The 26,127-nt window shown below is 72.9% G+C and carries 19 protein-coding genes and 2 pseudogenes; 10 read left to right on the plus strand and 11 right to left on the minus strand.

What is annotated here, in order from left to right:
- Window positions 1-344: 344 nt before the first annotated feature.
- Complete coding sequence (locus ABZ318_RS04930; protein WP_356901085.1) at window positions 345-680, minus strand: helix-turn-helix domain-containing protein; 336 nt, start codon at window positions 678-680, stop codon at window positions 345-347.
- 830 nt (window positions 681-1,510) lie between these two features.
- Complete coding sequence (locus ABZ318_RS04935; protein ID WP_356901086.1) at window positions 1,511-2,089, minus strand: isochorismatase family protein; 579 nt, start codon at window positions 2,087-2,089, stop codon at window positions 1,511-1,513.
- A gap of 131 nt (window positions 2,090-2,220) precedes the next feature.
- Here ABZ318_RS04935 and ABZ318_RS04940 point away from each other — a divergent pair, with 131 nt between their 5' ends.
- Window positions 2,221-2,769, plus strand: a complete 549-nt coding sequence (locus ABZ318_RS04940; protein WP_356901087.1) for a hypothetical protein — start codon at window positions 2,221-2,223, stop codon at window positions 2,767-2,769.
- 120 nt (window positions 2,770-2,889) lie between these two features.
- On the opposite strand, the gene ABZ318_RS04945 is transcribed toward ABZ318_RS04940, so the two are convergent.
- Window positions 2,890-3,405, minus strand: coding sequence for a PadR family transcriptional regulator (locus ABZ318_RS04945; RefSeq protein ID WP_356901088.1), 516 nt, complete (start codon window positions 3,403-3,405; stop codon window positions 2,890-2,892).
- Window positions 3,406-3,421: 16 nt separating this feature from the next.
- Between ABZ318_RS04945 and ABZ318_RS04950 the strand changes: the two are divergent.
- Window positions 3,422-3,502 (plus strand): annotated as a pseudogene (locus ABZ318_RS04950) (DNA-binding response regulator); the annotation flags it as partial.
- Here the strand turns inward: ABZ318_RS04950 and ABZ318_RS04955 are convergent.
- Window positions 3,472-3,978: an STAS domain-containing protein gene (locus tag ABZ318_RS04955; RefSeq protein ID WP_356901089.1), complete on the minus strand. Its 507-nt coding sequence runs from the start codon at window positions 3,976-3,978 to the stop codon at window positions 3,472-3,474. The pseudogene ABZ318_RS04950 and the gene ABZ318_RS04955 overlap by 31 nt on opposite strands.
- Window positions 3,979-4,153: 175 nt before the next feature.
- Entirely contained in the window at window positions 4,154-5,566 is a 1,413-nt protein-coding gene (locus ABZ318_RS04960; protein ID WP_356901090.1) for an aminopeptidase P family protein, read from the minus strand.
- 160 nt (window positions 5,567-5,726) lie between these two features.
- Here ABZ318_RS04960 and ABZ318_RS04965 point away from each other — a divergent pair, with 160 nt between their 5' ends.
- Window positions 5,727-6,710 (plus strand): LuxR family transcriptional regulator, encoded by a 984-nt coding sequence (locus tag ABZ318_RS04965; protein WP_356901091.1) that lies wholly within the window; start codon window positions 5,727-5,729, stop codon window positions 6,708-6,710.
- Window positions 6,711-6,714: 4 nt separating this feature from the next.
- On the opposite strand, the gene ABZ318_RS04970 is transcribed toward ABZ318_RS04965, so the two are convergent.
- Entirely contained in the window at window positions 6,715-8,727 is a 2,013-nt protein-coding gene (locus tag ABZ318_RS04970; RefSeq protein ID WP_356901092.1) for a prolyl oligopeptidase family serine peptidase, read from the minus strand.
- On the minus strand, window positions 8,717-9,880 hold the full coding sequence (locus ABZ318_RS04975) for a hypothetical protein (RefSeq protein ID WP_356901093.1): 1,164 nt from the start codon (window positions 9,878-9,880) through the stop codon (window positions 8,717-8,719). The genes ABZ318_RS04970 and ABZ318_RS04975 overlap by 11 nt, the downstream gene beginning before the upstream one ends.
- A gap of 157 nt (window positions 9,881-10,037) precedes the next feature.
- Here ABZ318_RS04975 and ABZ318_RS04980 point away from each other — a divergent pair, with 157 nt between their 5' ends.
- On the plus strand, window positions 10,038-11,138 hold the full coding sequence (locus tag ABZ318_RS04980) for an NAD(P)-binding domain-containing protein (RefSeq protein ID WP_356901094.1): 1,101 nt from the start codon (window positions 10,038-10,040) through the stop codon (window positions 11,136-11,138).
- Window positions 11,139-11,418: 280 nt separating this feature from the next.
- On the opposite strand, the gene ABZ318_RS04985 is transcribed toward ABZ318_RS04980, so the two are convergent.
- Window positions 11,419-13,263 carry an ABC transporter ATP-binding protein gene (locus tag ABZ318_RS04985; RefSeq protein ID WP_356901095.1) on the minus strand — a complete coding sequence of 615 codons (1,845 nt, stop codon included), beginning with the start codon at window positions 13,261-13,263 and terminating at the stop codon, window positions 11,419-11,421.
- An 87-nt stretch (window positions 13,264-13,350) separates the two neighbouring features.
- Here ABZ318_RS04985 and ABZ318_RS04990 point away from each other — a divergent pair, with 87 nt between their 5' ends.
- From ABZ318_RS04990 to ABZ318_RS05000, 3 genes are all read left to right on the plus strand, one after another.
- Window positions 13,351-13,812: a MarR family transcriptional regulator gene (locus tag ABZ318_RS04990; RefSeq protein WP_356901096.1), complete on the plus strand. Its 462-nt coding sequence runs from the start codon at window positions 13,351-13,353 to the stop codon at window positions 13,810-13,812.
- Between the two features lie 39 nt (window positions 13,813-13,851).
- The gene (locus tag ABZ318_RS04995; protein ID WP_356901097.1) at window positions 13,852-16,776 is read left to right on the plus strand and encodes an FAD-binding and (Fe-S)-binding domain-containing protein; all 2,925 of its coding nucleotides are present in this window, start codon (window positions 13,852-13,854) and stop codon (window positions 16,774-16,776) included.
- 156 nt (window positions 16,777-16,932) lie between these two features.
- Window positions 16,933-18,348: a Gfo/Idh/MocA family oxidoreductase gene (locus tag ABZ318_RS05000; protein WP_356901098.1), complete on the plus strand. Its 1,416-nt coding sequence runs from the start codon at window positions 16,933-16,935 to the stop codon at window positions 18,346-18,348.
- 51 nt (window positions 18,349-18,399) lie between these two features.
- Here ABZ318_RS05000 and ABZ318_RS05005 read toward each other — a convergent pair.
- Together ABZ318_RS05005 and ABZ318_RS05010 are read right to left on the minus strand one after the other, a co-directional pair.
- Window positions 18,400-19,905, minus strand: a pseudogene (locus tag ABZ318_RS05005) (peptide-N4-asparagine amidase); the annotation flags it as partial.
- A 334-nt stretch (window positions 19,906-20,239) separates the two neighbouring features.
- Entirely contained in the window at window positions 20,240-20,947 is a 708-nt protein-coding gene (locus tag ABZ318_RS05010; RefSeq protein ID WP_356901099.1) for an NAD(P)H-binding protein, read from the minus strand.
- Window positions 20,948-21,059: 112 nt separating this feature from the next.
- On the opposite strand from ABZ318_RS05010, the gene ABZ318_RS05015 reads away from it, so the two are divergent.
- Window positions 21,060-21,818: a TetR/AcrR family transcriptional regulator gene (locus tag ABZ318_RS05015; protein ID WP_356901100.1), complete on the plus strand. Its 759-nt coding sequence runs from the start codon at window positions 21,060-21,062 to the stop codon at window positions 21,816-21,818.
- Here ABZ318_RS05015 and ABZ318_RS05020 read toward each other — a convergent pair.
- Window positions 21,815-22,606, minus strand: a complete 792-nt coding sequence (locus ABZ318_RS05020) for a metal-dependent hydrolase (protein WP_356901101.1) — start codon at window positions 22,604-22,606, stop codon at window positions 21,815-21,817. The two genes, ABZ318_RS05015 and ABZ318_RS05020, sit on opposite strands and share 4 nt — an antisense overlap.
- Before the next feature lie 85 nt (window positions 22,607-22,691).
- Between ABZ318_RS05020 and ABZ318_RS05025 the strand changes: the two genes are divergently transcribed.
- Window positions 22,692-25,250, plus strand: coding sequence for a DUF3516 domain-containing protein (locus ABZ318_RS05025; protein ID WP_356901102.1), 2,559 nt, complete (start codon window positions 22,692-22,694; stop codon window positions 25,248-25,250).
- Window positions 25,251-25,262: 12 nt separating this feature from the next.
- Entirely contained in the window at window positions 25,263-26,126 is an 864-nt protein-coding gene (locus ABZ318_RS05030) for an acyl-CoA thioesterase II (protein ID WP_356901103.1), read from the plus strand.
- The last annotated feature ends 1 nt before the right edge of the window (window position 26,127 follow it).

Raw genomic sequence — 26,127 nt, forward strand, 5'->3', positions numbered from 1 at the left:
GAACGGTTGGACCCGTCGCCGTGAGGGGCCGAGGTGGGCCGCCAGGGCGAGGGCGCTGAGGGTGAAGAGCAGGGCGTCCAGGGGGGACGTGGAGGGAGGGGACGTGGGCTGCGCCCAGGACCACCTGGGCCGAGGCCAGGGGGAGGAAGAGCGTGGCGAGGCGGGGGTGGGTGCGGGTGTGGTGGCGGTCCGGCGCGGGGGCGGAGTCGGGGTCGTCGGCGAGTGCGTGGCCACCGGGTCCTCGTGTTCGGGTGGGTGGCGTCCTGCGGGGTCAGGACACCGGGTGGCGGGTCAGGGTGTGACACGGGCATGGCGCTCGGTGTGGCGCACGTCACCCGGTCGGGTCAGTCCGGTCGCCGGGGGTGTGTGGACGGCTCGGTGCGGGGCGGATGCAGGGCGTCGCGCAGCAGCTTGAGCGCTTCGGCCTCCCTCCGCTCGCGCAGCAGCGGAGGGACGGTCGCCGCCACCATGCGGACGACGAACAGACGCGGCGGGATCCGTCCGCCGAGCAGGCTGCGCACCTGGCTCTTGGAGTACCCGACCTCGCCGGCCAGGACGGCGAGGGTCTTGCCCGAAGGTCCACTTGGCGGCGCAGCGTTTCCGCGAGCTGCCCTGCGTGCTCGTCGACCGGATGGACGGGTGCCCACCGCCGCCCGTGCCCCCTCCGGCGTGCCCGGCACCGGCCGGCTGTCCCGGACAACAGCCCCTCCGTCCGGAACCTACCTGCATTGTCCGGCCGGGACGGCCCGGACGAGGCGACTCCCGGCGATCGTCTGCCCGTCGGACGCGACCGGGCGGCCGGCCACCTCCGTGAAAGGCGGACCACGTCCTCTCCGCGGCCGCCGACGTCCTCGCCGCCGTAGGCGCCCTCCTGAGCGTCACCCTCGAAATCCGCCGTACCCGCCGGGACGCCCGCAGGCCCAGGCACGACGACGGACAGCCGGGGAGTGACGGCCCAGGGGCGGCGGCCCCCTAGTACTCCAGTGAGAGTTCTCCATTTGCGCTGGTCAGCGGCCTGGCGGCGAAAAGTGTAGCGGGGCTGGGGCATGGGTGGGGCGGTCTTTACCGCCCGCTCCCACCAACGAATGGCCACGCCGCATGCAGTGAGAGTGGCGGGCGTGTGCCTGATGGCGACGCCGCCACCACTACCACCGCCTCCTGGCAGCGCTTTTACGCCGACGCAGGGCGATCACCAGCACACTCCCGGCCCAGCTGCTGGGCGTCACCCGCACCCACCTCTCCCACCAGGTCCAGGACGGTCACCGTCTCCTAGATCTGCACCGCATCGTCGTCACACCACTGCCCGGGTCGCCCGCCCGGACCCTCGAACAGCCCCGAGTCCGCCTTCCTGGCGCGAACCACCAGAAAGATCAACCCTGACAGTCATCCAGAAACAAGCCCCCGGGCGGACGGAGAACTGCCAGGTCGGGGTCTTCCTCGCCTATGCCGCCGGCCGCGGCCACACATCACCCGAACCTGCCCAACCATCAGGAAAAACACCGTTGCAGTACTAAGCCCGCCGAGGGGCCGTGAAAGTGACGTCGGCGGCCGTGACGGTGGTCTCGGCGTCGCTCCCGAGGGCGTACGCCGCGACGCGGGAGACCGTCGCGGCCGGCACGGCCTCGCCGATGCCCGGCGCCGCCGGGATGTCCTGCGTCGCGTGGGCGTCGTGCGGGACGACGACCCGGTAGCCGAGGGCCAGGGCCGTACGGGCCGTCGCCTGCACGCACATCTCCGACATCACGCCGCAGACGACGACCGCCCGTACCCCCGCGCCGGTGAGCACGGCCTCCAACTCGGTCTCCTGGAAGCCGTCGTCGTGGGGTTTGCGGATCACGACCTCGGTCGGTCCGGGTTCCACCGGGTGGTGGAGCTCCCAGCCGGGCGTGTGCGGTTCGTCCTCGGCGCCGGGCGGCCCGTCGTTCTGCAGGTGGGCGATGAACGCCCCGTCCCGCCGGGCCCGGGCGATCAGGTCGGTCGTCCGGTCGACGAGGCGGACGGCGGCGGGCACGGCCCCGTCGCCGGTGACGAAGGCCGACTGCACGTCGACGACGACGAGGGCATCCACGGGCTGCGCGCGCTGGGTCATCCGGTCATCATCACGTCCACGGGCCCGGCCTGCCACGGGATTTCGGCCCGCCGGGGGCCCGGGAAAACCCCCGCGCGCACGCCCCGGGCCTGCGGATAGCCTCACGGGTCGGGAACAAGGGGAGGATCCGCATGACCGAGTCGACGACGTCCGAGTGGTGGGACCTGCTGCCGGACGGCATCCGCGGCGAGGTCGACGGGTACGTCCTCCAGGACCGCCGGCTCCAGGCGGTGCGGGTCGTCCTGGAGACGTGCCGGAGCCGTGGCCTGGGGCTCCACGAGGCGGAGAGGATCGTCCACGACCGGTACCTGCACCACGGCGACCGGATCGCGCGCACCCCGCTCAGCCCCCTCGACCCGGAGTCGCTGGCCGCCCGGGCCTCCGGCTGCCCCGGGCCCGTGGCCGCGATCGAGGCGATCTGGGACGGCGACACCGTCCACGACTGGTTCGTGATCCTCCTGGCCGTCTCCACCGAGCCCGCCGGCGAGCAGCACCTCGCGACGATCCACCGGGAGACGGCCGTACGGTACCTGGGCGAGGCGCGGGCCGCGGAGTCACGCCGTCCGGAGGCCGCGGCCGCCGAAGCGGCGGGCCGGGCGCTGGCCGAACACCTCTCGGTACCCTTCCACTTCGCGAGCCCCGACACCCCGGACGACGAGGCGCCCCGCTGGCGGCCGTGAGCCGCTGACGGGCCGGCTCCGGCGCCCCGTTCGAGCCGCAGCAGCGGAGCGGTCATACGGAGGAAGGCGAGGCCGCGCCTCCGGGGTCAACCGGTCGGTGACAAGTGGCCACCGGCGGGATCAGGGCTCCCGGCTCTCCACCCACTGCCAGAAATCGACCATCATCCGCTCGTACCGGATGCCGAACTCCAGCGCCTCGCGCTGCCCCCGCGTCAACAGCTCGCCGACGCCCCGCGCCAGCCCCTCGTACTCGTCCAGGGTCCTGCGGTGCTCGTCGATCTGGACCGGTGCGTGGACGCGCGGGCTGGCGCCGAACCACAGCTTGAGGATGCCCCGTTCGCGCGCCTCGACCGGGACGAAGGCGGGATCGGCCAGCCAGCCGCGCAGCGCCGCCGTCCCCGCCTCCGTGAGGCTCATCAGGCGCCGGTTGCGGCCGCCCGGCTGCCGCACCTCCGACAGCAGCCCCGCCTCCAGGAGCCGGTCGCACTGCGCGTACACCTGTGCGTGCGGCATGGACCAGAAGGGGGCCACCGTCCGCGCGGCCTCCGCCTTCACGTCGTACGGACTGGCCTCGCCCAGCTTGTCGATGATGCCGAGCACGAGGAAGGAGGGCGTGGTCAACCGGACTTCAGACATGCGGCGACCGTATCCTCTCCTCCAGAAGCTCCGGCTGCGCGACCGGACCCAGGCGGTGATCGCCGCCTACGAGACGGGTCTCGTCACGCCGGGCTCGGCCGGCAGCGGAACCACCGGCCCGGGCGGGACGGGCTGACCGACCGGCCGCGGCGGACCGAGGGGGTCCAACCGGGCCGCCGGGTCCGGCTGCCCGAGCGGATCCGGCAGACCGGCGACCGCGTCCTGCTCGTCGGGGAAGTCCGGTGGTCCCGGCTCGGGGTGGAGGACGTCGGTCAGCGCGGTCAGCCGGATGAGCCGCAGGATCCACGGCTGGTCGCACAGGAGCCGCCAGGGCGCACCGCGCCGGTGCATGCGCCCGGCGCAGTGGGCGAGGAGCCCCAGTCCCGTGGCGTCGCAGAAGGAGAGGCGCCGGATGTCGACGGTCAGGGCGTCGGACTCCCTGACGAGGGCGTCGAGCTCGGGCCGCAGGTGCCGCACCAGGACGAGGTCGAGCTCGCCCCGGAGGGCGGCGACCGTGAGGCCGCCGGTCGAGCGGACGACGAGGTACGGGTCGTGACGGGGAATCAGCTGCATCGGACGCTCCACAGGGTGGCTCCATGTGTCACGTCGAGCGTGGCCGCCCCCTTGCCGGGAGGGACGTTTCGCCTCGACCGCTGTCACCTGAACCGGTGAAGATCCTCCCCTCTTTCTCTCGTTCGGGCGCACGTGGCCCGGACGAGCGTCCGGGCCACGGCAGGCGACCGGAACCTCAGCCCGCGAACCGGGCCATCCACGCCTCGACCTCGGCCGAGGAGCGCGGCAGACCGGCCGACAGGTTCTCGTGGCCCTCCTCGGTGACGACCAGGTCGTCCTCGATCCGGACGCCGATGCCGCGCCACTCCTCGGGCACGGTCAGGTCGTCCGGCTGGAAGTACAGGCCGGGCTCGACCGTGAGCACCATGCCCGGCTCCAGGACGCCGTCGACGTACTCCTCCGTGCGGGCCTGCGCGCAGTCGTGGACGTCCAGACCGAGCATGTGGCCGGTGCCCGCCATGGTGAAGCGGCGCTGGAGGCCGAGCTCGTACGCGCGGTCGACGGGGCCCTCGATGAAGCCCCACTCGACGAGCCGGGCCGCCAGGTGGCGCTGGGACGCCTCGTGGAAGTCGCGGTACGGGGCGCCCGGCTTCACCGCGGCCATGCCCGCCTCCTGGGCCTCGTACACCGCGTCGTACACCTGGCGCTGGACCGGGGTGAAGGTGCCGCTGATGGGCAGCGTGCGGGTGACGTCGGCGGTGTAGAGGGAGTGCGTCTCCACGCCGGCGTCGAGGAGGAGCAGCTCGCCGGGGCGCACCGGGCCGTCGTTGTCCGTCCAGTGCATGATCGTGGCGTGGTCGCCGGCGGCACAGATCGAGCCGTAGCCGACGTGGTTGCCCTCCAGGCGGGCGCGGCGGAAGAAGGTGCCCTCGATCCACCGCTCGGACGAGGCGATCGCCCGGGAGAGTTCGGCGACGCAGTCGGTGAAGCCGCGCACGGTGGAGTCCACCGCCTTGCGCATCTCGCCGAGCTCCCACTCGTCCTTGACGAGGCGGAGCTCGCTGAGCGCGCCCTCCAGCTCGATGTCGCGCTCCTCGTCGGTGGTGACGGCGGCCTCCAGGGCCGGGTCGACGCCGCGGACGATCCGGGTCGGCAGGCCGGAGCCGGCGGCCAGGTCCTCGGTGATGGTGCGGACGTCTCGGCAGGGCAGCCCGAGGACGGTCGCGGACTCGGCGAGGGAGCGGCGGCGGCCCATCCACAGCTCGGCCGTGTAGCCGATCCAGAACTCGTCGTTGTCGCGGCTGTCGCGGGGCAGCTGGTAGCAGTAGGCGTCGTGGCCGCCGTCGGCGCGGGGCTCCAGGACGAGCGCGCCGTCGCGGGCCTGGTCGCCGGTCATGTGCACGTAGCCGGAGTACGGGCGGAACGGGTAGTTGTCGTCGTTGGAGCGGTACTTGAGGTTCCCCGAGGGGACGATCAGGCGCTCGCCGGGGAAGAGCGCGGAGAGCGCGGCGCGGCGGAGGGCCGCGTACGGCGCCTGCTCGGCCGGTTCGAGATCGTGCCGCTCGGTGTCCGCCCATCCCGTCCTCATCAGAGCGGAGAGCTCCTCGGAGACGCCGTTGTAGAGGCCGTTCTTGCGACCCTTCGCCACGTCCTGCACCTTCTTCCCAGTACGTTCTCGGCCGCCGCACGTCGACGGCACCCGGACGGTACTGCGCCGCGGGCCCGCCGGGTGCCTGGATCGGCCAGTGGCACGGATCGGCCACGCCCCGGGCGGCGGGGGCTGCCGGGGCGGGTCGATAATGCGGTCCATGGCGAACGCGAAGCTCGGTGAGGCGCTCCGGCTGCTCGGGATCGGCGACGAGGCCCGCCGGGTCTACATCCGACTTCTGGAGCTCGGTCCGGCGCCGCTGAGCGCCATCGGTTCCGCGGCCGGTCTCGACGGTGCGGAGCTGGCCACGGCGTACGGGGAACTCGTCGACGCGGGCCTGGCGAGTCCCGCCGGGCAGGACCCCGACCCGGTGGCTCCGGTGCCGCCCGCCGCGGGTCTGGAGATCCTGGGGCGGCACCGGGCGGCCGAGCTCGACGAGTCGCGGATCACCGTCGGCGGTGCCTTCGAGTCGTTCCGGCGGCAGCGGCTCGCCGCGTACCACGACGATCTCGTCGAGGTGGTGACGGGGGAAGCGGTGGGTCCCCGGATGCGGCACGCCTGGGCCAGCGCGCGCGAGGAGATCCGGCAGCTGGACTCTCCCCCGTACTTCCCGCTGCCGGGCGCCACCGACGACGCGCTGGCGACCCTGGCGCGCGGGGTGACCCAGCGGGTCGTCTACTCGCAGGCGTCGCTGGAGTATCCGGGGCAGCTGGAGGAGGCGATCGAGCCGTGCGTGGAGGCGGGCGAGCAGGCGCGGGTGCTGCCGTCGGTACCGGTGAAGCTGGTGATCATCGACGAGGCGTACGCCATGGTCTCGCTCTCCATCAAGGAGGCCGACGTGCACAACAGCATGCTGGTGGTGCAGCCGTGCGGCCTGCTGTCGGCGCTCGTGGCGCTGTTCGAGCAGGCCTGGCAGAGCGCGCTGCCGCTGCACGGCCGTTCCGTGCGGCCGGCCGGGCTGCTGCCGGCCGACCGCCGGCTGCTGCGGCTGCTCGCGGGCGGCGCGGGCGACGAGGTCATCGCCCGGGAGATCGGGGTCAGCCGCCGCACGCTCTTCCGCCGGATCCAGGTGCTCATGGCCCGGCTCGGCGCCACGAGCCGCTTCCAGATGGCGCTGCAGGCGCAGCGCCAGGGCTGGCTGTAGGGCCTCAGGCCAGGTGCCGCCGGAGGAAGGTGTGCACGAGGGCGCTGTTGTGGGCGGCCTGTTCGTTGTCCCCGGCGCCCGCATGGCCGCCGCCGGTGTTCTCGTGGAACAGCACGGGGTGGCCGAGTTCCCGTAGCCGCGCCGCCGTCTTGCGCGCGTGGCCGGGGTGGACGCGGTCGTCGCGGGTGGAGGTCATCAGGAGCACCGGCGGGTAGGTCCGGTCGGCGGCGAGCTGGTGGTACGGGGAGAGTTCGCGCAGGTGTGCGAGGTCGGCCGGGTCGTCGGGGTCGCCGTACTCTGCGATCCAGGACGCGCCCGCGAGGAGCTTGTGGAAGCGGGTCATGTCGAGCAGCGGGACCTGCGCGACGATCGCTCCGAAGAGCTCCGGGTACCGGGTGAGCATGGCGCCCATGAGCAGGCCGCCGTTGCTGCCTCCCGACGCGGCGAGCCGGTCCGGGGTGGTGACGCCCCGCGCGACGAGGTCCTCGGCGACGGCCGCGAAGTCCTCGAAGGCCCGCGGCCGCCGCGCGCCGAGCGCGGCCTGGTGCCAGTCCGGGCCGTACTCGCCGCCGCCCCGGATGTTCGCGATGACGTACGTGCCGCCGCCCTCCAGCCACGCCCGGCCGGTGACGGCGCCGTAGTAGGGGGTGAGGGAGACCTCGAAGCCGCCGTAGCCGTAGAGCAGGGTGGGGCCGGGGCCGGTGACGGCGTGGTCGGGGCCGATGACGAAGTAGGGCACGCGGGTGCCGTCGGGGGAGGTCGCGAAGTGCTGCTCCACCGTGAGGCCGGTGGTGTCGAAGCGGTCCGGGGCCTGCTTGAGGACCTCCGTGTCGGCGCCGATGTGCCCGCGGTGGAGGCTGGAGGGCTGGAGGAAGCCGGAGACGTCGAGGAAGTACTCGTCGGAGACGTCCGGGTCCGTGTCCACGACGCCGACGGCGGACAGCGGGGGGACGCCGACGAGCGGGGTGCGCGTCCAGCCGGCTCCGTCATGGCCCGGGGTGAGGACCTCGATGTGGGCGCTGACGTCCCGCATCGTCTCCAGGATCAGGTGGTGCCGGGTCCAGGAGTGCCCGGCGAGGGCCGTCCGCGCGTCCGGGGTGAAGAGCACCTCGGGGGTGCGGTCGCCCGCGAGGAAGGCGTCGAAGTCGAAGGCGAGGAGGGAGCCGGTGGGCTGCCCCAGCCAGTCGGACTTCAGGGTGACGAGCAGATGCCCGCGGTGGGCCTCGACGAGCGCGTCGTCGGGGACGTCGACACGTACGGTCGTGCCGTCGGGCTCCAGGAGGTACGTCTCGCTGCGGAAGAAGTCCAGCGAGCGGCCGACGAAGTCCCGCTCGAAGCCGGGGGTGGGGTCGTGGTACCCCCAGGCCGACACGTCGGTGTCCTCGGCCTCGTAGACGAGTTCGGACTCCTCGATCGGCGTGCCGCGCCGCCACCGCCGGACGGTGCGCGGATAGCCGGAGTCGGTGAGCGAGCCGGGTCCGGTGTCCGTGCCGACGAAGACGGTGTCGGCGTCGATCCACCCGATCCGCGTCTTCGCCTCCGGGACCGCGAAGCCGTCCGCGACGAACTCCCGGGCCTCCAGGTCGAATTCGCGGACCACGACGGCGTCGCCGCCGTCCCGGGAGAGCCGCACCAGGGCCCGGTCGTACGCGGGGCGGCGCACCCGGGCCCCGTCCCACACCCACTTCTCGCCCTCCGCGGCGGCGAGCGCGTCGACGTCGAGGAGGACCTCCCAGGCGGGTTCGTCCTTGCGGTACTGCTCCAGGGTCGTGCGCCGCCACACCCCGCGCACGTGCTCGGCGTCGCGCCAGAAGTTGTAGAGGTACGCGCCGCGCCGCACGGTGTACGGGATGCGGTCCGAGGCGTCGAGCACCTCCCTCAGGCGCGCCTTCAGCGGGGCGAACCCGTCGTCGGCGGCCAGCACGTCCGCCGTTTCGGCGTTCCGCTCGGCCACCCACGCGAGGGCGGCCTCGCCGGAGATGTCTTCCAGCCACAGGTACGGGTCGTCATCGCTCACCCCCGTATTGTGCAGGTTCGGCCGCGTCGGGGTGCGGCGCGTGCCGCAGGGAGGGCCGGAGCACCGCGGCGGCGAGGACACCGGCCGCCAGGCCGCAGGTCAGGGCGGCCGGGATGCCGTTGCCGAGGCCGGCGGAGAAGGAGAGGAGGCCCTGCTGGGGGCCCGCCCGGACCACCGCGATCCGCAGGAGCTGGCCCGCGAGGAGGCCGAGGAGCGTGGCGCAGACCGCGCCGGCCGCCATGGCCGGGAGCGTGGCCCGGGTCAGGAGCCCGGGGAGCCGGCGCAGGGCCCACCAGACGACGGCGAGGAGGAGGACGTCGGAGGCGCGGTAGAGGAGCCAGTCGAGGATCGGGCCGCCCGCCGGGACGTCCCAGGCGCCGAGCAGCAGCCACTGGCGCAGCAGGTCGCCGGGTTCGGAGAGGAGTCCGCCGGCCGGGGAGTACGTCTGGAGGGCTGCGGCGACCGGATGGTACGAGAGGACCACCACGGACAGTGCGATCACGGCGGTCCCCGCGGTGGCGGCCAGGCGCGCGGCGCGGGCCGGAACGTCCGTGCGGGGCAGCGGTCCCGCGCCCTCGGCGGTGATCCGTGCGACGAGGACGGTCGCTCCCGCCGCGACGAGTCCGACGGCCACGGGGAGCTGCTGTCCGCCGGCGATCACGTTCGACAGCTGGGGCAGGAAGCGGTAGCTCCCGTGCCCCGAGGAGGCGATGAGCCAGGGCGCGGACACGGTGAGCGCCAGGGTCCCGGCCGCGATGCCCCAGGTCCAGAGGGCGAGGAACGCCGCGGTGGTGCGCCCGCGCACCGGCGGCAGGCGGCGGACCAGGAGGAGGGCGCCCAGCACGAAGAACACGAGGACGGCGCCGTACCGGATCTGGAGCCCGGTCGTGTAAAGGCCATTGTAGTAGCCGCGGTTGTCGTCGCCGGTGTCCCCGACGTGGCCGGAGACCTGCGCGCCGGAGTCGAGGAAGGCCGGGGGATCGTACGACCAGGGGGCCAGCCAGCGCTGGAGCTCGGCGACCGGCTCGGCGCCGAGCGTCCCGCCGCTGCCCGGCAGGTGCAGCGCATCGGCGCTGGCCCCGGCCCACCACAGGAGTGCGGTGAGCAGCAGCCCGCCGACCAGTGCGGGTATCACCGCGCGTCGGTATGTCATGTCCTGTCCCCCGTCGTGAACGTGCCGTCCGCATGCTCCTGTCGGAGGCTAGGACAGGGTGATCACGGGCGGGGCACGGACTCGCGTCGGTTCGGCGGGCGAGGGCCGCGCCGGCCGGGACGGGAAGAACCGGACCCCCGCCCCGGTTGGTGGAAGCGTGAACGATTTCGGGTTCGAAGAGGTCAGGACGGTGGACGTCGTCGTCATCGGCGCCGGACAGGCGGGGCTCTCCGCCGCCTTCCACCTGCGGCGCACCGGCCTGGAGCCGGACCGGGACTTCGTCGTCCTGGACCACGCCCCCGAGCCGGGCGGCGCCTGGCAGTTCCGGTGGCCCTCCCTCACCTACGGCAAGGTGCACGGGATGCACGCGCTGCCCGGCATGGAGCTGACCGGGGCCGATCCCTCGCGTCCCTCCTCGGAGGTGATCGGCGCGTACTTCGACACGTACGAGCGGACGTTCGACCTGCGGGTCCACCGGCCCGTCGACGTCACGGCCGTCCGGGAGGGCGAGGGCGGCCGGCTCCGGGTCGAGACCTCGGAGGGCGTGTACGCGACCCGGGGCCTGATCAACGCGACGGGCACCTGGGACCGTCCGTTCTGGCCGCGTTACCCCGGGCAGGAGACCTTCCGGGGCCGTCAGCTGCACACCTCCGGCTATCCGGGCCCCGGGGAGTTCGCCGGGAAGCGGGTGCTCGTCGTGGGCGGCGGGGCCTCCGGCACCCAGCACCTCATGGAGATCGCCGAGGTCGCCGCGGAGACGTTCTGGGTGACCCGGCGCGAGCCCGTCTACCGCGAGGGTCCCTTCGGCGAGGTGGAGGGCCGCGCGGCCGTCGCGCTGGTCGAGGACCGGGTGCGGCGCGGACTGCCGCCGCAGAGCGTGGTCTCCGTCACCGGCCTTCCCCTGTCCGACGCGATCCGCGACGCACGTGCGCGCGGGATCCTGGACCGGCTGCCGATGTTCGACCGGATCACCCCGACCGGGGTGGCCTGGGGCGACGGCCGGACTGTCGACGTGGACGTCATCCTGTGGGCGACCGGTTTCCGGGCGGCGATCGACCATCTGGCGCCGCTGCGGCTGCGCGAGCCGGGTGGCGGCATCCGGGTGGAGGGCACGCGCGCGGTCCGCGACGAGCGCGTCCACCTCGTCGGCTACGGCCCCTCGGCCTCGACGATCGGTGCCAACCGGGCCGGGCGGACGGCCGTCTCCGACATCCGTCGCCTCCTCGGCCGCGGCCGGATCGCCGCACCGACCGCCTGAACCACGCGGCACTCCCGGTCTCCGCGCGGTCCCGCGCACGCGGCGGCGCCGCCGGCCCCCTGGGACGGGGGGCCGACGGCGCCGGGCACTGCGATCGTCAGACGAGCCAGCCCAGGAAGTGGAGGACGCCGGCGAGCAGGTTGGTGATGACGTTCATGGTGGTGCTTCTCCTCGTACAGGTACATCAGTGGGACGTGTGCGGTCGCGGTCTGCAGCCCGCCGCTCGCACTCCGTAATCTTCCGATGCCGTAAGGGAGTTGGGCAACGAATCCCGGAACGATCACACGTTCTGGGGAACAACCGCTCCCACGTTCGCCTGTTCGGTGCGGGCGTCCCGGCGGACCAGGGCCGCGTACCGTCCGTCCCGGGCGAGCAGCTCCTCGTGCGTCCCGCGCTCGGCGATCCCGCCCCCCTCCAGGACGACGATCTGGTCGGCGTCGCGGACGGTGGAGAGCCGGTGCGCGATGGTGATGGTGGTGCGCCCGGCCGACAGGGCGTCGATGGCGCGCTGCACCGCGTGCTCGGTCCGGGTGTCGAGGGCGCTGGTCGCCTCGTCGAGGATCAGCACCGGCGGATCGCGCAGGATGGTGCGAGCGATGGCCAGGCGCTGCTTCTCGCCGCCCGAGAAGCGGTAGCCGCGCTCGCCGACGAGGGTGTCGTACCCCTCGGGGAGCGAGGCGATGTGCTCGTGGATCTGGGCGGCGCGCGCGGCCGCCTCTATCTCCTCGTCGGTGGCGTCCGGCTTGGCGAAGCGGAGGTTGTCGGCGACGGAGGCGTGGAAGAGGTACGTCTCCTGGGAGACGACGCCGACGGCGCGGGCGAGGGTGTCGAAGTCCAGGTCGCGCACGTCGACCCCGTCGAGGGTGACGCGGCCGCCGGTGACATCGTACAGCCGGGGCACGAGGTAGCTGAGGGTGGACTTGCCGGAGCCGGTGGGACCGACGACGGCCAGGCTGCCGCCGGCGGGGACGGTCAGGTCGATGCCGGTCAGGGTCGGGCGGTCCTGCCCCTCGGGGTCGTAGTGGAACTCGACCTTCTCGAAGGAGACCTCGCCGCGGACCTCCGGAAGCCGGACCGGCTCGTCGGGCTCGGTGATGTCGACGGGCAGGTCGAGGTACTCGAAGATGCGCTGGAAGAGCGCGAGGGAGGTCTGCATCTGCACGCCGGTGGAGAGCAGGCTGACGGCGGGCCGGAAGAGGCCCTGCTGGAGCGAGACGAAGGCGACGAGCGTGCCGAGCGAGATCTCCGAGCCGCCCGGGCCCAGGGCGATGCCGGCGGCCCAGTAGATCAGGGCGGGCATGGCGGCCATGACGATGCCGATGGTGGACATCCGCCACCGCCCCGCCATGGAGGAGCGCACTTCGAGGTCGACGAGGCGCTCGGACTCCTCGGCGAAGGACCGGGTGAGCGAGTCGGCACGGCCCATGGTGCGGCCGAGCAGGATGCCGCTGACCGAGAGGGACTCGGTGACGGTCGCGGCCATGGCGGCCATCTGCTTCTGGCGCTGGGTGGTGATCTTCTTGCGCTCGCGGCCGACGCGCCTGCTGATCCAGACGAAGACCGGCAGCAGGAGCAGCGAGACGAGGGTGAGGCGCCAGTCGAGGGCGAGCATGGCGACGACGGTCGCGACGACGGCGGTGAGGTTGGAGACGAGGGAGGTGGCCGTGGAGGTCACCGTCGCCTGCATGCCGCCGATGTCGTTGGCGATGCGGGACTGGACCTCGCCGGTGCGCGTGCGCGTGAAGAAGGCGAGCGGCATCCGCTGGAGCTGCTCGTAGACCCCGGTGCGCAGGTCGTGCATGACGCGCTGGCCGACGGTGGTCGAGATGAGGGTCTGGAGCACGCTGAAGACGCTGGTCAGGACGGCCGTGGCGATCATGCCGAGGGCGAGCAGGCTGAGCAGCCCGGTGCGGCCCTGGGGGATCGCGGTGTCCAGGATCTCCCGGAGGAGGAACGGCGAGGCGACCGACACGAGCGAGGCGGCGCCGACCAGGAGGCCGACGAGCGCGAGGCGCGCGCGATAGGGGCGGAAGAGCCGCAGGATCCGCCGCACCTGGGCGGGCTCCTTGGGCTGGCCGGAGTCGCGGGGCGGAGGCGTCCAGTCGGACTGGTCGTGGGGGCGCATGGGCTCCTTCGAAGAGAGACGATCCATCGGAGCATAGCTCACTGTTACCTATACTCACAATGAACAAGGTCCTGATATTGTTCCCGCATGAGCACCTCCGACCCGCTGGCCAGGACCGACGCCGACGGGCTCCTCGCCGAGCAGCTGCTGCGGCTCACCCGGCGCCTGCACCGCATCCAGAAGCGCCATCTGGAGCCGGTGGGCATCACCCCCGCGCAGTCCCGGCTCCTGCGCACGGTCGCGCACTTCGGGGAGCCGCCCCGGATGGCCGACCTCGCGGCCCGCCTGGAGGTCGTCCCGAGGGCCGTGACCAGTCTCGTCGACGGACTGGAGGCGGGCGACCGGGTGCGCCGGGTGCCCGACCCGAGCAACCGCAGGGTGGTGCGGATCGAGCTCACCGACGCGGGACGCGCCACGCTGCGCGAGCTGCGCAGCGCGCGCCGGGCCGCCGCAGAGGACATCCTTGCTCCATTGACCGTCGAACAGCGCGAGGTGCTCGAGGGTCTGCTGTCCGCCCTGGTCGACCCCGGCCCGGAGCGCGGCTGCTGACCCGTGGGGCGCGGGGCCGCGCCGAAGGGGAGCCGTGACATGCCGCTGCTTGAGCCGAACCCGCAGGCCCTGCGTCCCGGTACGAAGCGGACCCCCGCCCCGGACCGCGTGCCGGAGCTCCAGGCGCGGGGCACGCCGCGGCGGCTGCGCGAGGAGCTCACCGAGCTCCTCGGGCCGGGGAAGGTCCTGTCGAAGATCTCCGACCTGGTGCGCTACGCCTCGGACGCGAGCCCGTACCGCTTCGTCCCGCAGGTCGTCGTGGTCGCCGAGGACATCGACGACATCTCCGCCGTCCTGTCGTACGCCCACGGCAAGGGCCGCGAGGTGGTCTTCCGGGCCGCCGGGACCAGCCTCAACGGACAGGCGCAGGGCGAGGACGTCCTCGTCGACGTGCGCCGCCACTGGGCGGGCGTCGAGGTCCTGGACGGCGGGGCCCGGGCGCGGATCCGGCCCGGCACCACGGTGGTGCGGGCGAACGCCGCGCTCGCCCCGTACGGGCGGGTCCTGGGGCCCGATCCGGCCAGCGCGGTCGCCTGCACGATCGGCGGCGTCGTCGCCAACAACGCCTCGGGGATGACGGCCGGCACCACCCGGAACTCGTACCGGACCGTCGCCTCCCTGACCCTGGTGCTGCCGAGCGGGACCGTGGTCGACACGGCGGACCCGGACGCCGACGAGGAGCTCGCGCGCGCCGAGCCGAGGCTGTGCGCGGAGCTGATGGCGCTGAAGGCGGAGATCGAGGCGGACCCCGCGCTGACCGCGCGGATCCGCGCCAAGCACACCATCAAGAACACCAACGGCTACCGGCTCGACGCCTTCCTCGACGGCGACACGCCGGTGCGGATCCTGCGCGGCCTGATGGTCGGCTCCGAGGGCACCCTCGGCTTCATCTCCGAGGTCGTCTTCGACACCCTGCCGCTGAACCGGGAGGTGTCCACGGCCCTGCTCCTCTTCCCCTCGCTGCCGGCCGCCGCCGCGGCCGTGCCCCTGTTCAACGAGGCCGGGGCGCTCGCCGTCGAGCTGATGGACGGCAACACGCTGCGGGCCTCGGTGAGGGTGGCGGGCGTGCCCGCCGACTGGGCGGAGCTGCCGAAGGAGACGGCGGCGCTCCTGGTCGAGTTCCGGGCCCCGGACACGGCGGCCCTGGAGGCGTACGAGCGGGCGGCGCAGGCCGTGCTCGCCGGCCTCGACCTGGTCGCCCCGGTGGCCTCCGTGGAGAACGCCTTCACCCGGGAACCGAAGCGGATCTCCGGCTACTGGAAGGCCCGCAGGGCCTTCGTGACGGCGGTCGGCGGCTCCCGCCCCTCCGGTACGACCCTGATCACCGAGGACTTCGCGGTGCCGCCGGAGCGGCTCGCGGAGGCCTGCGAGTCGCTGCTCGGCCTCCAGGCCCGGCACGGCTTCGACGCGGCCGTGGCCGGTCACGCGGCCCACGGCAACCTCCACTTCCTGCTCGCCTTCGACGCGGCCGACCCGTCCGACGTCCAGCGGTACGCGGCCTTCATGGACGAGTTCTGCAAGCTGACCGTGGAGCGCTTCGACGGCTCGCTGAAGGCGGAGCACGCCACCGGCCGCAACATCGCGCCCTTCCTGGAGCTGGAGTGGGGGACGCGGGCGACCGATCTGATGTGGCGGGTCAAGGAGGCCGTCGACCCCGCCGGGGTGCTCGCCCCCCGGATCGTCCTGGACCGCGACCCGCAGGCCCATCTGCGCGGTCTGAAGACGATCCCCACCGTGGAGCGGACCGCCGACCCCTGCATCGAGTGCGGCTTCTGCGAACCGACCTGCCCCAGCCACGACCTGACGACCACTCCGCGCCAGCGGATCGTGCTGCGCCGGGAGATGATGCGCCAGCCCGACGGCTCCCCCGTCGAGGCCCGGCTCCTGGAGTCGTACGGCTACGACGCCGTCGACACCTGCGCCGGCGACTCCACCTGCAAGCTGGCCTGCCCGGTCGGGATCGACACGGGGGCGCTCATGAAGGAGTTCCGGCACGAGCGGCACTCGCCGCGCGAGGAGCGGATCGCCGCCCTGGCCGCGCGGAACTTCCGCGCGGTGGAGGCCTCCGCACGGCTCGCGGTCGCCGCCGCGGACCGGATCGGCGACCGGGTCCTGGGGTCGCTGACGGGCCTCGCCCGCAGGGCCGTGCGCCCCGACCTCGTACCGGAGTGGCTGCCGGAGATCCCGGGCGCGGCGGCCCGGCGGCTGCCCCGCACCCACCGTCCGGCGGCGGTCGCCGTCTACTACCCGGCCTGTGTGAACCGCGTCTTCGGGGGTCCGGAGGGCGAGCGCGGGCCCTCGCTCCCGGAGGCCGTCGTCGCGGTGTCGGCACGGGCCGGGCGGCCGGTGTGGATCCCGGACGACGTGGCCGGCACGTGCTGCGCGACGATCTGGCACTCCAAGGGGTACGAGCGGGGCAACGAGGTGATGGCCAACCGGATCGTCGAGGCCGCCTGGGGGTGGACGGCCGGCGGGCGGCTGCCGCTCGTGGTGGACGCCTCCTCGTGCGCCCTCGGGATCGCGCACGAGGTGGTGCCGTACCTGACGGAGGACAACCGGGCGCTGCACGCCGAACTGACCGTGCTCGACTCGCTCGTGTGGGCGGCGGACGAGCTGCTCCCCCGGCTGGAGGTGCGGCGCCGCGTCGCCTCGGCCGTGGTCCATCCGACGTGCTCGATGCGGCACCTGGGCGACGAGGAGAAGCTCACCGTGCTCGCCGAGGCCTGCGCGGAGGAGGTCGTCGTCCCGGCCGACGCGGGCTGCTGCGCCTTCGCCGGGGACCGGGGCATGCTGCATCCGGAGCTGACGGCCTCGGCGACGGCCCGTGAGGCGGCCGAGGTCACGTCCAGGCCGTTCGACGCGCACCTCTCGGCCAACCGGATGTGCGAGATCGGGATGGACCGGGCGACGGGCCGGAGCTACGGATCGGTGCTCCTCGCGCTGGAACGCGCCACCCGACCCTGACTATCCGTCAATCTCCCTGCGGCCCCGGGCGGCCAGGGCCCCTCACCCCGTACGGTGAGGGGCCCTTCGTATGTTCGGGTGATCGTCCGCGGCCGGTGCGGCTCGACGGAGGAGCCTGAACAGTACAGTCCAACCACCCGTCAGCAGGGAGGTTCCATGGACGACCAGACACCGCGCCCCCCGAGCCGCCGCACGGTCCTCAGGAGCACCGCGGGAGCGGCCGGCGCCGGGCTCGGCGTCGCCACCGTGGGCGGGCAGACCGCCCGGGCCGCCACCGGATCCGCTCCCGCCGCACGGCCGGGGGCCGCGGCCGTGCCGCGGCGCCGGGGCGCGACCATGGCCGGGGTCCCGTTCGAGCGCCGTTCCACCGTCCGGATCGCCCTCGTCGGGCTCGGCAACCGCGGCGGCAGCATGATCGGCAACTACCTCGCCCTTCCCTGGGTCCGGGTGGTCGCCGTCTGCGACCCGGTGCGCGAGAAGGCCGAGCGGGCCGCCGCGGCCGTCGCCGCCGCCGGACAACCCGCCCCCGCCCTGTACACCCACGGCGAGGACGACTACGAGAACCTGCTCACCCGCACGGACATCGACTTCGTGCACGTGGCGACCCCCTGGGACAGCCACTTCGCGATCGCCAGATCGGCGATGCTGAACGGCAAGCACGTCGGCGTGGAGTGCCCGGTCGCGATGGAGCTCGCCGAGCTGTGGGAGCTGGTCGACCTGTCGGAGCAGACCCGCCGCCACTGCATGCAGCTGGAGAACTGCTGCTACGGGCGGAACGAGATGCGGGTGCTGCGGATGGCGCACGCCGGCAGGTTCGGGGAGCTGCTGCACGGCGCGGGGGCGTACAACCACGACCTGCGCGCCCTGATGTTCTCGCCGACGTACTACGAGGGGCCCTGGCGCCGGCTGTGGCACACGCGGATGCGCGGGGACCTCTACCCGAACCACGGCTTCGGGCCGGTCGCCAACTACATGGACGTCAACCGGGGCGACCGGGTGGTGAGCATCAGCAGCTTCGGCACCCCGGCGCTCGGGCTCGCCGAGTACCGCGCGGCGCACGTGCCGGCCGGCGACCCGAGCTGGAAGGAGACGTACATCGAGAGCGACCGGACGGTCAGCATGGTCCGGACGGCCAAGGGCCGGCTGATCCGCCTGGAGCACGACGTCTCCACCCCGCACCCGTACAGCAGGGTCAACAGCCTGGGCGGTACGCGGGGGGTCTTCGAGGACTACCCGGCCCGGATCTACCTGGAGCCGGACCACAAGGACGACGTGTGGGGCGACTTCTCGGCGTACGCGGACGAGTTCGACCACTGGCTGTGGAAGGAGCACGCCAATCCGCCGGGCGGCCACGGCGGCATGGACTACATCATGGTCCACCGCCTGATGCAGTGCCTCCAGCTGGGCCTTCCGCCGGACTTCGACGTGTACGACGCGGCCACCTGGACGGCTCCGGTGCCGCTGAGCCACGCCTCGATCAAGGCGAACGGCGCGCCGCAGAAGATCCCCGACTTCACGCGCGGCGAGTGGAAGAAGGCGCGCTCGGGCGTGGACTCGGCGAAGCCCGCCTGACCGGCCGGTGCCCGGCCCGGCTCTTCCGAGCGGGGCCGGGCACCGTCGTGTTCAGCAGCGCCGCAGGTCCTCGGTGACCGTGCCCTGGACGGACGTCAGGCTCCGGTCGTAGCAGCCGCCGGAGCCGTACAGGCGGTAGCGCTCGGTGCTGGTGCCGACCGCGTGCCGCTGCTCGCGGGGGACGCCGAGGTTGAAGGAGGCGTCGCCGGTGTACGTGTCGTCCAGGCGCGACCAGGACAGTCGCTTGCCGCCCCGGACGACGTCGACGGCGGCGCGGTCGCCGACGGTGAGGACGGTCCGCAGCCGGTTCGCGCCGTCGACGGAGATCTCGCCGTCCATGGTGTACGTGCGCCGGGTGCGGGTCGCGGTCCGGCCGACGGTCACGGTCTCGTCGTCGGTCCAGCGGGCGGTCAGCCCGTCGGGGTTCTCGTCGGCGCCCCAGCGGTGGGTGGAGCGGTGGTCGACGGTACGGGTGACGGTGGTCGCGACGCGGCCGTGCGAGGTGTTCAGGTGGCCGGCGACGGTGAGCGCGTCACCGCCCGTGGTCTCCAGGACGTCCGGCGAACCGGCGGTGTAGACGGCGGAGTTGCGCGGGGTGCCGAGCTCGTGCCGGTCCAGGGCGCCGGTGACGACCTCGCTGCCCTCGTCCTGCCAGAGCAGCACGTTGGTGGGGATGCTCCAGCCGGACTGCCCGGCGGGGACGCCGGCGACGGAGACCTCGACGCGATGGGCCGCGCCGTCGTTGAGCAGGGCCGCGAACGGCGTGAGGTCGTAGGTGATCGGCTGCACGTCGAAGGCGCGCGGCGCGGGCGTCACGTACCAGAGGAAGGGATTGGACCAGCCGCCGGTCCACACGTGCGGGAAGGGGGCCGCGATGCCGGCGAGCTTCCCGTCGACGGAGATCCGCACCTCCCGGTAGGGGCCGTCGGTGGCCTTGCAGGAGTAGGGGGCGGCGTCGGGGACGGTGAGGTACCAGAACTCCTCGCAGCCGCCGCCGGAGCCGGTGGCGTACACCTCGGCGAGGACGCGCTCGGTGTTGCGCGGGGTGGTGAGGGTGGCGCCGGTGAGCGGCACGACCCGGTCGGGGGTGCCGGCGGCGGGCTTCACGCGGCCCTCGGCGGTGTGGAAGGTGAGGGTCACGCGGACGTCGATGACACCGGTGTACGTCTCGTTGACGACGTTGCCGATGAGCATCTCGACGGGCTGCGGGCGGCTGAGCGTGTCGCGGTAGCGGGTGACGTCCTTCTCGACGGACCAGGTGATGCCGTCGGGAGAAGGCTCGGGGGTGGAGGTGCGCAGGAGCTCGACGCCGCCGAGGGCGAGGTGGCCGAGGCGGTCGTACTGGCGGCCCTTGACCTGTCCGTCGAGGCGCAGGACGACCTTGTTCCAGCGGGCGTCCGTGCCGCACTCCTTCGGCGGGGTGTAGCTCCCGCGGTACGGGGTGAAGTCGCGGAACCGGGCGGCGGCGAGGGTGACCTCGCAGGTGCGGGTTCCGGGGGTGGCGACGGGCGGGGCGGCGGTGACCGGGTCGTGCCAGTCGGTGGTGAACTCGGCGGGGGGCGTCGGGCCGTTCGGACCCTCGGCGGCGGCCGGGTGGGCGGTGAGGAGCGCGCCGGCGGCGAGCACCAGACCGCCGATCACGCGCGTGATCTTGAGTGATCTCATGGGGCGGAAGTGAAGCGTGGTCCTGCGGCGCGGTCCAGAGGGCGATGAGCGGACATGGCGCGATCTGTCCCCTGTGGGGAAAACGACGGCTGCTCCCGGCCGGAGAACCGAACCGACGGGGAATCGAACCTCGCACCGTTTCCACACCGTCGTCGCGCATCTCCGGCGCCCCCGGAAAAACCCCGAGCGGACCGGGCCGTCGTACGACGGCCCGGTCCGGCGCCGCTCAGTAGCCGATCGTGAAACGGCGCTGGACGAAGCGGGGCAGCTCCGCCTCGTCGACGATGGCCACGGCCGCGTCCTCCGCCGAGACGCGGCTGTGGCCGTCGGCGTCCCGGACCGGCCGGTCCTCGCCGATGCGGAAGCGGCCGGTGCGTTCACCGGGCGCGATGTCCTCGGCGGGACTGAAGTAGGTCCACCGGCGGTTCGAGGTGCGCAGCACGTTCAGGGCGTCCCGGTGGCCGCGTACCGCCGCCGCGTACTCACGGGGCAGGCCCACCGCGTCGAGGGTCTCGTGGAGTCGTTCCTCCGCGTCGGCGAGGACCACTCCGGGTTCGACCTCCAGGCTGCCCGCGCCGCCGATGACGATCAGCCGGGTCCTGGGGTGACTCTCCAGCGCCTTGAGCAGGGAGCGTGCCGCGGTGGCGTAGACGCCGGCGTCGGCGACGGAGCGGCTCACGGTGTCCGCGAGGTCGCGGGCGGCGTTCCCGGGCTGGAAGGTGCTGACGAGGACGTCGAGTCCGGGCAGGACGGCAGCGACGGCCTCGGGGTCGAGGACGTCGAGGCTCGCCCAGGCGATGTTCTCGCGGGTCTCCCCCGCCGCGGCCTCCGTGGCGTCGCGGCTGAAGGCCCTGATGTGGTGTCCGCGCTCCAGGGCTTCCGCGACGACGCAGCTGCCGATGGTTCCGGTGGCTCCGATGACTCCGATGTGCATGGCTCTCCCCTGTGGTCACACCTCTGACGTAACGCCGTGAGAAAACTATACGGCGTGAAGTACACGGCGTGCAGTTTTCGTACACCCACCAAGAAAGCAGTAAGGTGCCCGGATGACCGGGACTTCGGAAGCACGAACAGGGACCGCTCCGGCCGGACGCGGACGGCGTGAGCGGCTCCGGGCCGAGACCACCGCCGAGATCAAGGACACGGCCCTGCGCCTCATGGCCTCCGGCGGCCCCGACGCCATCACCCTGCGGGCCATCGCCCGCGAGATGGGCATGACGGCCAACGCGATCTACGGCTACTTCGCCACCCGCGACGACCTGGTCACCACGCTCATCGACGACGTGTACTCGGCACTCGCCGACTCCGTGGAGACGGCCTGGGCCGGCGCCCCCGCCGAGGACCCGGCCACCCGGATCCTGGCCTGGGCCCGCGCCTTCCGCGCCTGGGCCCTGACGAACCCCGAGGGCTTCCGGCTCGTCTACGGCGACCCCGTGCCCGGCTACCGCGCTCCCGAGGCGGGCCCCGCCCCGGACGCGGCCCGCCGGGTGTGCACCGGGCTCGCCGGGCTCGCCGCGGCGGCCTGGCCGTACGCCGAACCCCTCTACCGGGACAGCGCGTTCACCTGGTCCGACTTCGACGCCGGACTCCTCGACAAGGTGCGCCCCGCCTTCCCCGGCCTGCCGCCCGCCGGAGTCGCCCTGGCCCTGCGGCTCTGGGGCCATCTGCACGGCCTGGTGGCCCTGGAGGTGTACGGCCACCTGGGCCGCCAGACGACGAGCCCGGACAAGCTCTTCCAGGAGGAACTGACCCGCCTGGTGACGACCCTCGGCGTCCCGCGCACCGACAAGAAGAAGCCCGGCTAGAAGAAGCCGAGCGCCGAGGCTCCGCCGATGCCGCCCAGGACCATGAAGGCGGGCATCAGGACCTTGAGCTCGACCCAGCTGCCGGCGCGGAAGCGCATGGGCCGGGGAGGGCCGACGGGGTACCAGCGCTTGCGGCCGACGGGGATGGGCCACAGGATCGGGCAGCCCGAGACGGTCAGGGCGTCGCCGATGTCGTGCACGAGGGCGCCGAGGACGATCGGCAGGCCCAGCCACAGGTACTCCTGGCCGGAGCCGGTGAAGAACCAGTCCGAGCCGTTGCCGGGCTGGTCGAGGACGCCCGCGAGGATCCAGGCGCCGGCGGCGCCGAGCAGCCAGACCAGGACGTCGCTGGACATCCGGGCGGCCCGCCACAGCAGGCCTTCCACGGCGAGGACCAGGTGCACGAAGAGGATCGCGAGGACGGCCCAGCGGCCACCGGTGACCGCCGCGACGGAGGCCCCTGCGCCGGTCAGGACCGCCCAGAGCCAGGTGTGGGTCAGGGTCCGGTGCCCGCCGGACCTGCGCGGGTCCGCGGAGGAGCGGGTCGCCTTGTAGACGGCGTACGACAGCTTGTCGACGATCTCGCAGAGGCCCTTGGAGACCGGTCCGAAGGCGCGGGAGATGGTCGCCGACTTGTGGTCGAGGTCGGGCGCGAGGGCCGCGCCCGCGCAGATGAGCGCGCCAGCGACGAGAACGGGCCAGGGCATCGGGTGGTCGAAGGCGGCCGCGGCCGCTCCGACGCCCAGCCAGGCCGCCGCTCCGGACAGCGAGTGCGCCGGTCCCATCATGCCTGGCCGCCCCGTTTCTCCCCTGCCGGCGCTCAGTTGACGACCGGTCGACGGACGAGCCTACCGTCCGTGATCAAGGCGGCTGATGGCCGGTTCCCTCATCCGAGCGGAATGCGGGCAAGATGGGGGCGTGACCCTTATCGATCAGCTGCCGCCGACCGCCGACCCCGACGCCCTCTTCGAGGCCTTCTCCTCCTGGGCTGAGGACCGGGGCATCACGCTCTACCCGGCCCAGGAAGAGGCGCTGATCGAGGTCGTCTCCGGGGCCAACGTGATCCTTTCCACACCCACCGGATCGGGAAAGTCGCTGGTCGCGGCGGGGGCGCACTTCACCGCGCTCGCCCATGACCAGGTGACCTTCTACACCGCGCCGATCAAGGCGCTGGTGTCGGAGAAGTTCTTCGACCTGTGCAAGCTCTTCGGCACCGAGAACGTCGGCATGCTGACCGGCGACGCCTCCGTGAACGCGGACGCGCCGGTGATCTGCTGCACGGCGGAGGTGCTCGCCTCGATCGCGCTGCGGGACGGCAAGTACGCCGACATCGGCCAGGTCGTCATGGACGAGTTCCACTTCTACGCCGAGCAGGACCGCGGCTGGGCCTGGCAGATCCCGCTGCTCGAACTCCCGCAGGCGCAGTTCGTCCTCATGTCGGCGACGCTCGGCGACGTGTCCATGTTCGAGAAGGACCTGACCCGGCGGACCGGGCGGCCGACCTCGGTGGTCCGCTCGGCGACCCGGCCGGTGCCGCTGTCGTACGAGTACCGGCTCACGCCCATCACGGACACCCTGACCGAGCTCCTGGAGACCAAGCAGGCGCCCGTCTACATCGTGCACTTCACGCAGGCGCAGGCCGTCGAGCGCGCTCAGTCGCTGATGAGCATCAACATGTGCACGCGCGAGGAGAAGGACCAGATCGCCGAGCTGATCGGCAACTTCCGCTTCACCACCAAGTTCGGCCAGAACCTCTCGCGGTACGTGCGGCACGGCATCGGCGTGCACCACGCGGGCATGCTGCCGAAGTACCGGCGGCTGGTGGAGAAGCTGGCCCAGGCGGGCCTCCTGAAGGTGATCTGCGGGACCGACACCCTCGGCGTCGGGGTGAACGTGCCGATCCGCACGGTGCTCTTCACGGCCCTCACCAAGTACGACGGCAACCGGGTGCGCACGCTGCGCGCCCGCGAGTTCCACCAGATCGCGGGCCGGGCCGGCCGGGCCGGCTTCGACACGGCCGGTCTCGTGGTGGCGCAGGCCCCCGAGCACGTCATCGAGAACGAGAAGGCGCTCGCGAAGGCCGGCGACGACCCGAAGAAGCGCCGCAAGGTGGTCCGCAAGAAGGCCCCCGAGGGCTTCGTCGCCTGGAGCGACACCACCTTCGAGAAGCTGATCGCCGCCGAGCCGGAACCGCTGACCTCCCGCTTCAAGGTCACCAACATCATGCTGCTCTCGGTGATCGCCCGGCCGGGCAACGCCTTCGAGGCGATGCGCAAACTCCTGGAGGACAACCACGAGCCGCGCAAGGCGCAGCTGCGGCACATCCGCCGGGCCATCGCGATCTACCGCTCGCTGCTCGACGGCGGTGTGGTGGAGCAGCTGGACGAGCCGGACGCCGAGGGCCGCACGATCCGGCTGACGGTCGACCTCCAGCAGGACTTCGCACTCAACCAGCCGCTGTCGACCTTCGCCCTTGCCGCGTTCGACCTCCTTGACCCGGAGTCCCCCTCGTACGCCCTGGACATGGTGTCCGTCGTCGAGTCGACGCTGGACGACCCGCGCCAGATCCTCGCCGCCATGCAGAACAAGGCGCGCGGGGAGGCCGTCGGGCAGATGAAGGCGGACGGTGTCGAGTACGAGGAGCGGATGGAGCGGCTCCAGGACATCTCGTACCCGAAGCCGCTGGAGGAGCTGCTCTGGCACGCGTACAACGTCTACCGGAAGTCGCACCCGTGGGTCGGCGACCACCCGGTGTCGCCGAAGTCGGTCATCCGTGACATGTACGAACGGGCGCTGACCTTCACGGAGTTCACCTCCTGGTACGAGCTGGCGCGGACCGAGGGCATCGTCCTGCGGTACCTCGCGAGCGCGTACAAGGCGCTCGACCACACCATCCCGGACGACCTGAAGACCGAGGACCTGGAGGACCTGATCGCCTGGCTGGGCGAGATGGTGCGGCAGGTGGACTCCTCGCTGCTTGACGAGTGGGAGCAGCTGGCCAACCCTGAGGTCCAGACGGCCGAGGAGGCCCAGGAGAAGGCCGACCAGGTCAAGCCGGTCACGGCGAACGCCCGCGCGTTCCGGGTGCTGGTGCGCAACGCCATGTTCCGCCGGGTGGAGCTGGCCGCCCTCGACAACGTCGACGCGCTCGGCGAGCTGGACGCCGAGTCCGGCTGGGACGCGGACGCGTGGGGCGAGGCGATGGACGCGTACTGGGACGAGTACGACGACCTGGGGACGGGTCCGGACGCGCGCGGTCCGAAGCTGCTCGCGATCGAGGAGGACGCGGCGCACGGGCTGTGGCGCGTCCGGCAGACCTTCGCCGACCCGAACGGCGACCATGACTGGGGCATCAGCGCGGAGGTGGATCTCGCGGCCTCCGACGAGGAGGGCCGGGCGGTGGTCCGCGTGACGTCCGTCGGACAGCTGTAGAGGAGACGTGTGGTGACCAACCCCGCCGAGAGGCTCGTGGATCTGCTCGACCTGGAGCGGATCGAGGTCGACATCTTCCGCGGGCACAGCCCGCAGGAGTCGCTGCAACGGGTCTTCGGCGGCCAGGTCGCCGGGCAGGCCCTGGTGGCGGCCGGCCGGACCACGGAGGGCGACCGGCCGGTGCACTCGTTGCACGCCTATTTCCTGCGGCCCGGCCGGCCCGGGGTGCCGATCGTGTACCAGGTGGAGCGGGTGCGCGACGGCCGGTCGTTCACGACCCGCCGGGTCACCGCGATCCAGGAGGGGCGGACGATCTTCAATCTGACGGCCTCCTTCCACAAGCCGGAGGAGGGCGCCTTCGAGCACCAGCTGCCGCCGAGGCACCTGACCGACCCGGAGACCCTGCCGAACCTCGCGGACGAGATCCGGGAGCACCTGGGCGCGCTGCCGGAGGCCCTGGAGCGGATGGCCCGCCGACAGCCCTTCGACATCCGGTACGTGGACCGGCTGCGCTGGACGCAGGAGGAGGTCAAGGACGCGGACCCGCGCTCCGCGGTGTGGATGCGGGCCGTCGGTCCGCTGGGCGACGACCCGCTGGTCCACACCTGCGCCCTGACGTACGCCTCGGACATGACGCTCCTGGACGCGGTCCGGATCCCGGTCGAGCCGCTGTGGGGTCCGCGCGGCTTCGACATGGCCTCGCTGGACCACGCGATGTGGTTCCACCGGCCCTTCCGGGCGGACGAGTGGTTCCTGTACGACCAGGAGTCCCCGGTCGCCACGGGCGGCCGGGGACTCGCGCGGGGCCGGATCTACGACCGCGAGGGCAGGCTCCTGGTGTCGGTGGTCCAGGAGGGCCTGTTCAGGAAGCTGTAGC

The organism is Streptomyces sp. NPDC006197 (genome assembly GCF_040613865.1).
GTDB lineage: Bacteria > Actinomycetota > Actinomycetes > Streptomycetales > Streptomycetaceae > Streptomyces.